The 11,581-nt window shown below is 61.5% G+C and carries 12 protein-coding genes; 3 read left to right on the top strand and 9 right to left on the bottom strand.

What is annotated here, in order from left to right; translation table 11 throughout:
• Positions 1–28 precede the first annotated feature (28 nt).
• Both tagQ and AACU78_RS08970 read left to right on the top strand, forming a co-directional pair.
• The gene (gene tagQ, locus AACU78_RS08975) at positions 29–952 is read left to right on the top strand and encodes a type VI secretion system-associated lipoprotein TagQ (RefSeq protein ID WP_106575871.1); all 924 of its coding nucleotides are present in this window, start codon (positions 29–31) and stop codon (positions 950–952) included.
• A 124-nt stretch (positions 953–1,076) separates the two neighbouring features.
• A complete protein-coding gene (locus AACU78_RS08970; protein WP_106575870.1) occupies positions 1,077–1,451 on the top strand; it encodes a helicase in 375 nt (124 codons plus the stop codon).
• A gap of 148 nt (positions 1,452–1,599) precedes the next feature.
• Here the strand turns inward: AACU78_RS08970 and AACU78_RS08965 are convergent, their stop codons facing one another.
• The 6 genes from AACU78_RS08965 to exbB form a co-directional block, all read right to left on the bottom strand.
• Positions 1,600–2,994 carry an aminoacyl-tRNA deacylase and HDOD domain-containing protein gene (locus tag AACU78_RS08965; RefSeq protein WP_106575869.1) on the bottom strand — a complete coding sequence of 465 codons (1,395 nt, stop codon included), beginning with the start codon at positions 2,992–2,994 and terminating at the stop codon, positions 1,600–1,602.
• Positions 2,995–3,071: 77 nt separating this feature from the next.
• A complete protein-coding gene (recG, locus tag AACU78_RS08960; RefSeq protein WP_106575868.1) occupies positions 3,072–5,147 on the bottom strand; it encodes an ATP-dependent DNA helicase RecG in 2,076 nt (691 codons plus the stop codon).
• An 8-nt stretch (positions 5,148–5,155) separates the two neighbouring features.
• Positions 5,156–6,076 (bottom strand): hydrogen peroxide-inducible genes activator, encoded by a 921-nt coding sequence (locus tag AACU78_RS08955; protein ID WP_015886540.1) that lies wholly within the window; start codon positions 6,074–6,076, stop codon positions 5,156–5,158.
• A 246-nt stretch (positions 6,077–6,322) separates the two neighbouring features.
• The gene (locus AACU78_RS08950) at positions 6,323–7,072 is read right to left on the bottom strand and encodes an energy transducer TonB family protein (RefSeq protein ID WP_106575867.1); all 750 of its coding nucleotides are present in this window, start codon (positions 7,070–7,072) and stop codon (positions 6,323–6,325) included.
• On the bottom strand, positions 7,069–7,494 hold the full coding sequence (exbD, locus tag AACU78_RS08945; protein WP_003195519.1) for a TonB system transport protein ExbD: 426 nt from the start codon (positions 7,492–7,494) through the stop codon (positions 7,069–7,071). The genes AACU78_RS08950 and exbD overlap by 4 nt, the downstream gene beginning before the upstream one ends.
• A 6-nt stretch (positions 7,495–7,500) precedes the next feature.
• On the bottom strand, positions 7,501–8,493 hold the full coding sequence (gene exbB / locus AACU78_RS08940) for a tonB-system energizer ExbB (RefSeq protein ID WP_106575866.1): 993 nt from the start codon (positions 8,491–8,493) through the stop codon (positions 7,501–7,503).
• A gap of 189 nt (positions 8,494–8,682) precedes the next feature.
• On the opposite strand from exbB, the gene AACU78_RS08935 reads away from it, so the two are divergent.
• The gene (locus AACU78_RS08935; protein ID WP_106575865.1) at positions 8,683–9,540 is read left to right on the top strand and encodes an SDR family oxidoreductase; all 858 of its coding nucleotides are present in this window, start codon (positions 8,683–8,685) and stop codon (positions 9,538–9,540) included.
• 33 nt (positions 9,541–9,573) lie between these two features.
• On the opposite strand, the gene AACU78_RS08930 is transcribed toward AACU78_RS08935, so the two are convergent.
• The 3 genes from AACU78_RS08930 to AACU78_RS08920 all read right to left on the bottom strand — a co-directional run bounded on the left by AACU78_RS08930 (position 9,574) and on the right by AACU78_RS08920 (position 11,569).
• Positions 9,574–10,311, bottom strand: coding sequence for a hypothetical protein (locus AACU78_RS08930; protein WP_106575864.1), 738 nt, complete (start codon positions 10,309–10,311; stop codon positions 9,574–9,576).
• Positions 10,312–10,388: 77 nt separating this feature from the next.
• Positions 10,389–11,132 (bottom strand): hypothetical protein, encoded by a 744-nt coding sequence (locus AACU78_RS08925; protein ID WP_106575863.1) that lies wholly within the window; start codon positions 11,130–11,132, stop codon positions 10,389–10,391.
• Positions 11,133–11,188: 56 nt separating this feature from the next.
• Complete coding sequence (locus tag AACU78_RS08920) at positions 11,189–11,569, bottom strand: RidA family protein (RefSeq protein ID WP_003176922.1); 381 nt, start codon at positions 11,567–11,569, stop codon at positions 11,189–11,191.
• Positions 11,570–11,581 lie beyond the last annotated feature (12 nt).

The raw sequence follows: 11,581 nt of genomic DNA, 5'->3' as shown, positions 1-11,581 counted from the left end.
CAAGTCAAACTTAACAGAGAACACACCTATGCTTTTTTCCCGTAAGGCGGTTTCCAAGCGTCACTTGCTGCTGATCGCGGCTGGTTTCAGCACCGTGTTGACTGGCTGCGCCACGTCGCCGGCGTCCAAGGTCGCGTCGAGCACCAAGGTCGAGTACTACCCCAACTGCTACGAGCCAGTGCAGCACCTGCGCGCGACCGACTCGGACATGACCAAGTCGGTTGTCACCGGTGCGGCCATCGGCGCTGCCGGCGGTGCTCTGCTGGGCGCGCTGACCGGCGACTCCGACAAGCGCGGCCGTAACGCTGCCATCGGTGCCGCGGGCGGCGCCCTGGCGGGTGGCGCGGCGGGTTACTACACCGAGCGTCAGAAGCAGATCAGCGATGACAACCAACGCATTGCGTCCTACGCGGCTGACGTAAACAAAAGCGCTTCCGACATCGACCGCAGCACCGCATACGCCAAGGCGTCCCAGCAGTGCTACCAGAGCGCATTCACCAAGCTGGTGGCTGACCGTAAAGCCAAGACCGTCAACGACACTGAAGGCCGCAAGCGCCTGGCGGAAATCGTTTCCGGCCTCAAGGAGTCCAATGACCTGATCGTCGCGGTCAACGGCAAAGCCAGCGAAGACCTGAACAACTACACCCAGGCGTACGAGCAAGACCTGCAACAAGTGGGTGTGCAGCGTGCCGACGTCGTGACCGTGGCCACCGCTGATACCACGCCGGTGGTGACGCCGGCCAAAGGCAAAAAAGCCGTCAAGCCGGCGAAAAAAGCAGCGCTGCCGACCGTGCCGAAAGAAGCGGTCGCCACCGAAAAAACCATCCAGACCGCGCAGACCAAGCAAGCTGAAAGCAAGCAGGTCGCCAGCGCTGGCAAGGCGCAGATCGAAGGCACTTGCCGCGATCCAAACCTGGCCGACTGGGCGCCGGTGCCTTGCCCTAACGTTTAAGTAACATGTTGCTATAAGCGTTAAACGCCAGCCGATCTCCCGCTAAAGCGCGAGATCGGTGGCGTTCCTCCAACAAATCGTTACACTGCTGCGGCCACTTAATAATGATACCGAGGCCGTGTGCATGAAATTTCGTCTTCTGCTGTGGGTGCTTGGCCTGATGATGGGCAAAGCCAGCCGCACCAATCCTGCTTTCCAGCAACAGCTGGGTGACAAAGACCTGGCGTTCCAGTTGCAGACCCTCGACGGCAAGGTTGCCCGTCACTTCATCGTCAAAGACCAGCGCATCACCAGCCGCTCAGGGGTTCACCCGCAACCTGCGTTTGCTATCGCCTTCAAAGATGCCGCCTACGGCTTCGCTACGATGCAGGCGAAGAACAAGCAATTGGCGTTCATGACGGGGATTCAGGACAAGTCGATCCAGATCAAGGGCAACCCGGCGCTGGTGATCTGGTTCCAGGGGCTGACCAAGTATTTGAAGCCGAAGAAAAAGAAGTAAGTCTGAAAGGTTTCTTCAGTTGTACCAAGTCGGCTGCATTCGCGAGCAAGCCCGCTCCCACATTTGACCGAGTTCCACCTTTGGAATGCAGTCGAATGTGGGAGCGGGCTTGCTCGCGAATACGGCGTAATAGACGCCGAATTTATCCCTAACTGAACTGGGATGCCAGTTCACGCAACAGCACCTCGGCATCCAGTACTTTGCCGACCACTTCCTCGGCCTTGTCACGGCTCAAGCCCAAACGCTCAAGCAGTGCATCCGGAATCGCCTCATCCGGCCCGGAGCCAATGCCACGGCTGCGCAACAAGCGCACCGCCAGGCACACCAGGTTCGGGTATTCGGCATATTGCCCGTCGTAGGTCGGGTCGTGCTGGAAGCGCAGGGCGGTGGACAGTTCGTCCGGCATGTCCCAGTAGCGCATCAGCCAGGCACCGATCTGCTCGCGGCTGATGCCCAGCAAGTGTTGCTCGACATAGCTGTGGCACAGGTGCGGGTTGACCTCCAAGTGACGGCAGATCAGCGAGAAGTGCGGCGGAAACACGTGGGCCAGCAGCAGATAACCGAAGTTATGCAGCAGGCCGGCGAGGTAGGTCAGGCCGGCTTCCGGGCGCTGGGCGCGTGGCATGGCGCGGGTCAGGCCTTCGATCACGGCGGCGGTGTAGATCGACTGGTGCCAGTACGGCGTGGACTGATGCGGGTGGTCTTTGGGCAGGCTCAAGGTTTTACCCAAGGCCAGGCCCAACGCCAGGTTGATCACCAGATCAAAGCCCAGTACGCGCACGATGGCGTCTTCAACTGAACGAATTTTGCCTGGCGAGGCGTAGTACGGCGACGCGGCCCAGCTCACCACTTGGGCGGCCAGGGCGGGGTCGGTTTCCACTACGCCAGTGATGTCATCGATGGTGGCGTTGGGGTCGACGCGCAGCTTGATGATCTTTTGCGCGGTATCGGCCAGCGGTGGAATTTCGATGGTCGCTTCCAGGCGTTGCTGGATGCGGCGGGCGGTGAACGCCTGCATCGCCTGGGTGATTTCCTCGCGGTCATCATTGGGGCGGTCGAGGTTCGGGCGAATGTTGCTCAACGGCTCGCCGAACTGCCCGGCGCTGGCTTTGGTGAGCATGGTCTTGAAGTCGCTGCTGGCAATTTCCAGCAGCAGCCCGGCTTCGCCTGAATGCACCAGCAGGCTCGGTTCGCTCAGCAGGCTGCCTTCGTACAGGCAGGGCGAACTGGTCAGGGCCGGCAGGCCTGGCAGCAGGCTCAACTCGTGCTTGGCCAACATGCGCTCGATGCGATCCGGCGATACTGCGGTAAGGCGGCGGCCGGTGAGTTCGGCGAGTCGGTTGAGGTCAAGCAATTGGCTCTGCGGGAACAGCACCATGAGGGCGCCAACGGCATCTTCCAGCAAGACCGCCTGGACCTTTTGCGCGGGATTCAGGCCAGCCTGTTCGGCGACTTCCGTATAAGGAATGGCGAGCTTTGCGAGCAGAGCCCGAATGACCGGCGGGGCGGTCAGTGGGGCTGTGGCGAGGGCTACTTCTGACATGGCCTGATCCAATTTCTTACAGTCACCGAAGTATAACCAGCTTGATACAACTGTTGGTTGGATAAGTGAGTCAGGCGTCACACTTGGCCGTATTGCTGCCCATGCCGTAGCCAGCGATCGAGCAACGGGCTGACGTGATCCGGCCAGCGCTCGAGCAGCGCTTGCGCCGCATCACGCACGGCCGGCAGCAGGTCAGCGTCGCGCATCAGGTCGGCGACCTTGAATTGCAGCAGGCCAGTCTGGCGGGTGCCGAGCATTTCACCGGGGCCGCGCAGCTCGAGGTCTTTTTCGGCGATGACAAAGCCGTCGTTGGTTTCGCGCATGATGCCCAGGCGCTGACGACCGATCTGTGACAACGGTGGATGGTAGAGCAGCACGCAATGGCTGGCAGCGCTGCCCCGGCCGACGCGACCACGTAATTGGTGCAATTGGGCCAGGCCCAGGCGCTCGGGGTTTTCGATGATCATCAAGCTGGCATTGGGCACGTCCACACCCACTTCGATCACCGTGGTGGCCACCAGCAATTGGAGGTTGCCCGCTTTGAACTCGGCCATCACCGCAGCTTTTTCCGCAGGCTTCATGCGGCCGTGGATCAGCCCGACCTTGAGTTCGCCCAAGGCACTGGTGAGGTCTTCATAGGTGGTTTCGGCGGCCTGGCACGTCAGCTCCTCGGACTCTTCGATCAGCGTGCACACCCAGTACGCCTGACGGCCTTCGGCGCAGGCACCGCGCACGCGCTCGATCACTTCCACGCGGCGGGTGTCGGTGACCAGCACGGTGTTGACCGGGGTACGGCCGGGCGGCAGTTCGTCGAGGATCGAGGTGTCGAGGTCGGCGTAGGCGCTCATGGCCAGGGTGCGTGGGATCGGTGTTGCGGTCATGATCAACTGGTGCGGGCTCATGCGCCCGCCCACGCCTTTCTGGCGCAGGGCCAGGCGCTGCTGCACGCCGAAGCGGTGCTGTTCGTCGATGATCACCAGCGCGAGGTTCTTGAATTTCACTTCGTCCTGGAACAGCGCATGGGTACCCACCACCATCGGTGCGCCATTGGCGATCTGTTCCAGCGCCGCCGCGCGCACCTTGCCCTTGAGTTTGCCGGCCAGCCACGCCACTTCCAGGCCCAGTGGTTCGAGCCAGCGCTTGAAGGTGATGAAGTGCTGCTCGGCGAGAATCTCGGTGGGCGCCATCAGCGCCACTTGGTAACCGGCTTCCAGTGCCTGCAAGGCGGCGAGGGCGGCGACCACGGTCTTGCCAGCGCCCACGTCACCCTGGATCAGGCGCAGCATTGGTTCTTTCTGGCTGAGGTCGTAGGCGATTTCATTGCCAACCCGTTGCTGGGCGCCGGTTGGCGCGAAGCCCAGGTTCGCCAGGTATCGCGCAGGCAGGCGCGTGGCCTTGGGCATTGCGGGCGCGCGCAGGGAGCGCATGCTTTCGCGCAGGCGCTGCTGGGACAACTGGTGAGTCAGCAGCTCTTCAAAGGCCAGGCGATGTTGCGCCCAGTGATGACCCAGGGCCAGTTCGTCGACATCGGCATCGGCGGGCGGGTGGTGCAGATAGCGGATGGCATCGTCCAGCGGCGCCAGTTGGTAGTCGCGGGCCAGTTCCACCGGCAGCCAGTCGGGCAGGCTTTTGGGGCCGAGCATGGTCAGGGTCTGCATGCACAGTTGGCGCAGGCGTTGTTGGGTCAGGCCTTCGGTCAGCGGGTAGATCGGCGTGAGGGTGGTATCCACCGGCGGCGGCTCGTCGCCGGTAATGGCGCGGTATTCGGGGTGGTAGATTTCCAGGCCCGACGCGCCAGGCCGTGCCTCGCCGTAGCAGCGCACGCGGGTGCCGCGCTTGAGGCCTTCCTTCTGGGCATTGCTGAAATGGTAGAAGCGCAGGCTGAGGCCACCGGTGCCGTCCTGCAGGCGTACGACCAGACTGCGGCGCTTGCCCATCACCACATCCGCGCCACTGACGGTGCCTTCGACGACCGCGTCCTGCCCTGGGCGCAAATGGCCGATGGGCACGACGCGCGTGCGGTCCTGATAGCGCAGGGGCAAGTGGAACAGCACGTCCTGGAGGTTCTCCAGGCCGACCTTGGCCAACTTCTCGGCCATGGCTTCACCGACACCCTTGAGTGCGGTGACCGACACGTGCGACAGCTCAGTCATACCCTTGCTTAGCTCGCAGCAGGCGGCTTGGCCACCGAGCACAAACGGATCGAGTCGGCGAGGATCTCAATGGCTTTCGGGCGTGGGAAGCTGGCGCGCCAGGCGATCGCCACGGTCCGGAATGGCACCGGCGGCGTGAGTGGGCGCACTTCGATTACGCCAGGGGCGTAGTGATGACTGTCCACTGCCGACAGCGGCAAGATCGAAATACCCAGGCCGGACGCGACCATATGGCGGATGGTTTCCAGCGAGCTGGATTCCACGGTGGTGTGCTTGGCGCCGTCGTTGCCCTTGGTCAGGGTCGGGCAGGCTTCGAGTACCTGGTCGCGGAAGCAGTGGCCTTCGCCGAGCAGCAACAGGCTCTTGTCGTTGAGCAGGCCGGCGTCGATGGTGTCTTTTTGCGTCCACGGGTGGGAGGCCGGCATCAACACGTAGAACGGCTCGTCGTAGAGCGGCAAGGTCAACACGTCCGCTTCGTTGAACGGCAGGGCGATGATGATCGCGTCCAGCTCACCGTTGCGCAGTTTGTCGCGCAGCACGTGGGTGAAATTTTCTTCGATATACAGCGGCATCTGCGGCGCGACGCGGTGCAGTTGCGGAATCAAATGCGGGAACAGGTACGGGCCAACGGTGTAGATGGCGCCGACTTTGAGCGGTGCAGTCAGCTGGTTCTTGCCGGCCTGGGCCAGCTCGCGAATGCTTTGGGCTTGTTCCAGCACCTTTTGGGCCTGGGCGACAATGCCTTCGCCCACTGGCGTGAGGCGCACGGCGCTCTTGCTGCGCTCGAAAATCAGCACACCGAGTTCGTCTTCAAGCTTTTTCACACCCACCGACAGCGTCGGCTGGCTGACATGGCAACGCTCGGCCGCGTGGCCGAAGTGCTGCTCTTGGGCGAGGGTCACGATGTAGCGTAATTCTGTAAGAGTCATAGCGGGCGTCCATGAGGTTGCGAGCCAAGCATACCGGCTGCAATCGATAGACGCACGTTATCAGAACTTTGCTGGGGATTGAGCGGGGAGCGGCTCGGATTTAACTGAAAAATGGATTTTTAGCTTCAACAAACAAAATGTGGGAGCGCACTGGCTCGTGAATGCGCGGTGTCAGTGAAGAATGTATCGACTGACACTGCGCTTTCGCGAGCAAGCTCGCTCCCGCATTGGCCTGCTTCGCAATCCTTAGCGGCGACGCTTCTCGATGTTGTAAACAAACGGCGCGACGATCTCGACGCTGCCGCCTTTCAACATGTCGGCCGGCGGCTTGGGCAATGGCTGAGCACGACGAATCATGTCCAGGGTCGCGCGGTCCAGGTCGGCGTTGCCGGAGCGGCCCACCAACTCGTAGGACAACACATTGCCTTCGGCATCGACCACGAAGCGCAGGCGGTTAAGCCCCTCTTTGCCACGCTGTTGAGCGCCTGGCGGGTACTTCTTGTACTTCTGCAAGTGCGCCAGCAGGGTGCCTTCCCAGGACGCTTTTGCTGCTACCTGGGCTGGCGACGGGCCGGGCACGGGTTGAGCGGATTTTTCCGCCGGCGCATTGGTCGGTGGGGTTTCGCTCGGCGGCTCTTCGGAAGGTTTCTCCTTGGGCGGCTCGGGCTTTTTCTCCACTGGCTTGGGCGGCTGGGGTTTGGGCTTGGGCTTGACCGGCTTGGGCACCTGGATCGTTGGCTTGGGCGCTTCGGCCAGTTTCGGCAAAGGCAGCTCTTCCACCGGCGCCGGCGGCTGTGGCGGCGTGACCACCTTGGGCGGCGCGGGAGGCGGTGGTGCCGGCATCGGCGCCAAGTCGATGACCATGGCGGCCGGTGGCAGCGTCACCGGATGCGGCGCGGACCATTGAAGCGCGATGATGATCGCGACGGCATGCACGCCCAGCACGACGGCGAGGCTGGTGCCATAACGCGTCAGTTTGTGGCGCGTCGTGATCATTTCTTGGCTGCCGTCTCAAGTCCGACCAGGCCGACCTTGAGGTAGCCGGCTGCCCGCAGGGCATCCATTACGCTCATCAGGTCGCCGTAGTCCACGCCCTTGTCGGCCTGGAAGAAGATCGTCGTGTCTTTCTTGCCTTGGGTCTTGGCGTCGAGCACCGGGCCCAGGGTTTCAGCTTTGACTTCTTCTTCACCCAGGAACAGGCGTTGGTCCGCCTTGACGCTGAGGAAGATCGGCTTCTCTGGACGCGGCGCAGGCTTGGCGCTGGAGGCCGGCAGATCGACCTTGATGTCCACGGTGGCCAACGGTGCCGCCACCATGAAGATGATCAGCAGCACCAGCATCACGTCAATAAACGGGGTGACGTTGATTTCGTGGTTCTCGACGAGTTCATCGTCGCCTTGATTCAAATGCAGGCCCATGGCCGATTACCCCACTTTCACCATGTGCGGTTGCGAGCTGCGCTCGGTAGGGGCGTGATCGAGGTCGCGGCTGACCAGCAGCAGGACTTCTGCCGACGCGTCCGATACCTGAGCCTTGTACCCGGCAATGGAACGGGCGAAGACGTTGTAGATCACCACCGCAGGAATCGCTGCAACCAGGCCCAGTGCGGTTGCCAGCAGGGCTTCGGCGATGCCTGGGGCAACGACGGCGAGGTTGGTGGTTTGGGTTTTGGCGATGCCGATGAAGCTGTTCATGATGCCCCACACGGTACCGAACAGACCCACGAACGGCGCGGTGGAACCGATAGTGGCGAGCACGCCGGTGCCGCTGCTCATGTTACGACCGCAGGCCGCGACCAGGCGCTCGAGGCGGAAGCTGACGCGTTCCTTGATGCCTTCTTTTTCGCGGGTGTTGACCGACAAGCGCATTTCTTCGAGCGCGTCGTGGACCAGCAGGTTGGCCAGGGTGCCCTTCTTGGTAGCGGTGTCGCTGGCTTCCTTGAGGGTGGTGGCTTTTTTCAGGTGGACGATTTCAGTGCGCAGGCGACGCTTGGCGCCCAGCAGCTCGAAGCCCTTGGCGATCCAGATGGTCCAGGTAATGATCGAGGCGATGGCCAGGCCGATCATGACGGCTTTTACCACCACGTCAGCGTTCTGGTACATGCCCCACGGGGACAGGTCATGAGCCATGCCCAGGCTGTTGTCTTCTTCCAGGACAACACCGGAGTCGTCGGCAGGCGCAGGGGCTGCGGCCTGGGCCGGGTCGGTGGCCACAGGTGCTGCGGCAGGGGCTGCGGCAGGGGCTGGCGGCGTGGTTGCGTTCTGCTGGGCCGCGGCCGGAGTGGCTGGGGCGGTTGCGTCAGCGAAAGCGGCGGTCGGTGCCAGCAGAACGCTGAACAGCAGCGCAGCAATCGCACGCCAGGCGCGAGATGGGCTGAGAGGCTTGGTTGGCGAAGCGGGGTTTGTATTACGTGTCATGCTGGCCGGACCTAAGAGAAAAAAATGAGTGATCGTCCTGCCAGACCCTGATGGGTCGAGGACAAATGGGCGGTTATTATTGCAAGTAATTCTTGTTAACAAAAGTAATACAGTTACTTAATTTGTCGTTTTGCTGGCCGCTGGTCATCTTCGGCGGCTAATCTGCGCCTTTAAGAATGGAGTTTTGTGATGTCTGCGCCTTCTGTTGTGATTGCCGGTTGCGGCGATGTGGGTAGTCGGCTGGCTAGCCAATTGCTGGCCTCGGAATGGGAGGTTCATGGCCTGCGACGTGATATTTCACGCCTGCCAGAGGGTGTCATCGGCATCGCCGGTGACCTGTTCAAAAAGGATTGCCCTGACACCTGGCCGATCGGCGCAGTGGATTATCTGGTGTATTGCGCCGCTGCGACCGACCACGATGAGGCCGGCTATCGTGCGGCGTACGTGCAAGGGCTGCAGCATGTGTTGGAGTGGCTGAACGACTACGGCCAGGAGCCCAAGCATTTGCTGTTTGTGTCGAGCAGCAGTGTGTACGGCCAGCAGAAGGGTGAGTGGGTCGACGAAACGTCCGACACTCAAGCGAAAGGGTATTCCGGCCAGGTAATGCTGGAAGCTGAGCAAGTGGCGCTCAATAGCGGTATTCCGGCGAGCATCGTGCGGTTGACCGGTATCTATGGGCCCGGCCGCGAATGGCTGCTGACCCAAGTGCGCCAAGGCTATCGCGTGGCGGTTGATCCCCCTTTATATGGCAACCGGATTCATGCGGATGACGCTGCCGGATTGCTGGCCTTCCTGCTGCGGCATGTGGAGCAGGGCGGTTCGCTGGACAGCATTTACATCGGCGTTGACGATGCGCCCGCGCCCTTGGCAGAAGTGGTGAGTTGGTTGCGCGACTACCTGGGCGTGACCGAATGGGCTGACGACGCCAGTGTGCGCCGCGCTGGCAGCAAACAATGCAGCAACGCCCGAGCCAAGGCGTTGGGCTGGGTGCCGACCTACCCGACTTATCGCGAAGGGTACGCGGCGATCCTTGAAGGTAAGTGCTAGATGTGAAAAAGGAGCCGTGAGGCTCCTTTTTTGTTACTGCTTTTCCAGCAGCCATTGGCGTGGCCCGGGGCTGAGCTGGGGGATTTCATCTGGCTGGGAAAGGTTGATCGCCTGCAGAATTTCCAACTGTTTGCCGTAGCGCACGAAAATCCAGCCGTCGCCGACCGCTCCTTTGCCCAGATAGACGACGTCATTGCCGGCACCTTGAGTGGCGCAGTCGCCTCCCAGGCACAGTTCATAGCGGTCATTGTTGCCCAGGCCGGACAGGCTGCCATCGGCGCTGAACCTCACAAGGTTGCCTGTGCCTTGGCCTTCAATAATTTTCCACTGACCGCCCATGTAGGCTGAGTTCAGGGCTTGCCTGAACGCCGTGCCCCACTTGGCACCTGCGGCAGCGGGTGGAATGGGGCGGCTAAACGTTTGCCCTGCGTAAATCTTGCCGGTCTGTTGGACAAGTTGCTCGCCGTTCAATTGCAATTCGTCGCTGCCATGGCCGTTGTAATCCACCGACCAAATGCCAGGCGCCTTCTGCAGCAGTTGGCCTTCACCCTCCTCGAACGCATTGCTGAATTGCGCTTTGCCGGTACGGGTGTCGATGTTCCATTCCAGGTTCATGCCGTTGGCGTCCAGGGCTTTAAGCAGCGGCCGCCCCTGGGCGGCGGTATCGATAGCGGCCTGGTTGATCCATAGCCCGCTGATGTCCGCGGTTTGCTGCTGCAGGTGTGTGCAGCCGCCCAGCAGGATCAAGCTGATGAGGAGTAGCGTGTGCATGGAGTGGTCCGTCTGCTGGTGAAAAAACCATGGCGCAGACTAAAGAAAAAGGAGCCGGTAGGCTCCTTTGTTCTGTATCACTGTTTTTCGAACAACCACTGCCGTGGCCCCGGCGTAAACGAAGGCACTTCATCCGCCTGCGCAGTGTTCACGGCCTGGAAGATTTCCAGCTGCTTGCCTTTGCGCGCGAAGATCCACGGGTTGCCCTGGCCGTTGAGTTGCAGCCAGATACTGTCGTAGCCGCCGCTCATTGAGGCGCAGTCACCCGCCAGGCACAGCGAGTACCGATCGACACCGGGCAAACCGGCGACTTTGCCGTCGGCCTGGAACTGCACTGTGGCGCCGTCGCCGTTCCCGTCGGTGATCTTCCAGTCGCCACCCATATAGGCGGCATACAGGGCGCGCTCGAAGTTGGCGCCCAGTGGCGCGCCTTCGGGGGCTGGGTCATTGGCACGGGCGAACAGCTGCTCAGGCTCATTGTCGTTGGCCACTTGCAGCAGTTGTTTGCCTTTGCGCTTGAGTTCGGTGGCGGAGCTGCCGTAGAAATCGACGCTCCAGGCACCGGGTTTTTCACTGAGCAGCTTGCCTTCGGCGACTTCAAAACCGTTGTAGTAACGCGCCTGCGAAGCCTTGGTGTTGACCTCCCATTCGAGGTTCGGACCATAGGTTTGCAGCGCTTCACGCAAAGGGCCGCCCTTGGCTGCCGCGTTGATGGCGGCCTGGTTGATCCAGGTGCCGCTCACATCCAGGTCGGCGGGGTTGCTGGCGCAGCCGCCGAGCAACAAGGCGAGCAACGAAGAGGCTACAAGCGCTTTGCGCATCACGAAATCCTTCTGAAACGAAGTCGGCGCAGCCTGTGGAGGCTGCGCCGGGTGTTTTACTCGATGACCAGAATCGCGTCCATCTCGACTTGTGCGCCCTTTGGCAGGGCGGCAACGCCAATAGCGGCGCGGGCTGGGTACGGCTGTTCGAAGTACTTGCCCATGATCTCGTTGACCTTGGCGAAGTGGCTCAGGTCAGTGAGGAAGATGTTCAGCTTGACGATGTCTTTGAACGAGCCGCCAGCGGCTTCGGCCACCGACTTGAGGTTTTCGAAGACCTGGACGGTTTGTGCTTCAAAGCCTTCAACCAGCTCCATGGTCTTTGGGTCCAGTGGAATCTGGCCGGACATGTAGACGGTGTTGCCCGCCTTGATCGCCTGGGAGTAAGTGCCGATGGCGGCAGGGGCTTTGTCGCTGGTGATAACAGTCTTGGTCATGAGTGACTCCTT

It is taken from the genome of Pseudomonas sp. R9.37 (assembly GCF_963878885.1).
GTDB lineage: Bacteria > Pseudomonadota > Gammaproteobacteria > Pseudomonadales > Pseudomonadaceae > Aquipseudomonas.
This window is presented reverse-complemented; position numbering and strand designations above follow the sequence as displayed.

Excerpts from the sequence above, each read along its gene's own strand:
- tagQ (WP_106575871.1), top strand. The coding sequence starts at position 29 with ATGCTTTTTTCCCGTAAGGCGGTTTCCAAGCGTCACTTGCTGCTGATC.
- AACU78_RS08970 (WP_106575870.1), top strand. The coding sequence starts at position 1,077 with ATGAAATTTCGTCTTCTGCTGTGGGTGCTTGGCCTGATGATGGGCAAA.
- AACU78_RS08965 (WP_106575869.1), bottom strand. The coding sequence starts at position 2,994 with ATGTCAGAAGTAGCCCTCGCCACAGCCCCACTGACCGCCCCGCCGGTC.
- recG (WP_106575868.1), bottom strand. The coding sequence starts at position 5,147 with ATGACTGAGCTGTCGCACGTGTCGGTCACCGCACTCAAGGGTGTCGGT.
- AACU78_RS08955 (WP_015886540.1), bottom strand. The coding sequence starts at position 6,076 with ATGACTCTTACAGAATTACGCTACATCGTGACCCTCGCCCAAGAGCAG.
- AACU78_RS08950 (WP_106575867.1), bottom strand. The coding sequence starts at position 7,072 with ATGATCACGACGCGCCACAAACTGACGCGTTATGGCACCAGCCTCGCC.
- exbD (WP_003195519.1), bottom strand. The coding sequence starts at position 7,494 with ATGGGCCTGCATTTGAATCAAGGCGACGATGAACTCGTCGAGAACCAC.
- exbB (WP_106575866.1), bottom strand. The coding sequence starts at position 8,493 with ATGACACGTAATACAAACCCCGCTTCGCCAACCAAGCCTCTCAGCCCA.
- AACU78_RS08935 (WP_106575865.1), top strand. The coding sequence starts at position 8,683 with ATGTCTGCGCCTTCTGTTGTGATTGCCGGTTGCGGCGATGTGGGTAGT.
- AACU78_RS08930 (WP_106575864.1), bottom strand. The coding sequence starts at position 10,311 with ATGCACACGCTACTCCTCATCAGCTTGATCCTGCTGGGCGGCTGCACA.
- AACU78_RS08925 (WP_106575863.1), bottom strand. The coding sequence starts at position 11,132 with ATGCGCAAAGCGCTTGTAGCCTCTTCGTTGCTCGCCTTGTTGCTCGGC.
- AACU78_RS08920 (WP_003176922.1), bottom strand. The coding sequence starts at position 11,569 with ATGACCAAGACTGTTATCACCAGCGACAAAGCCCCTGCCGCCATCGGC.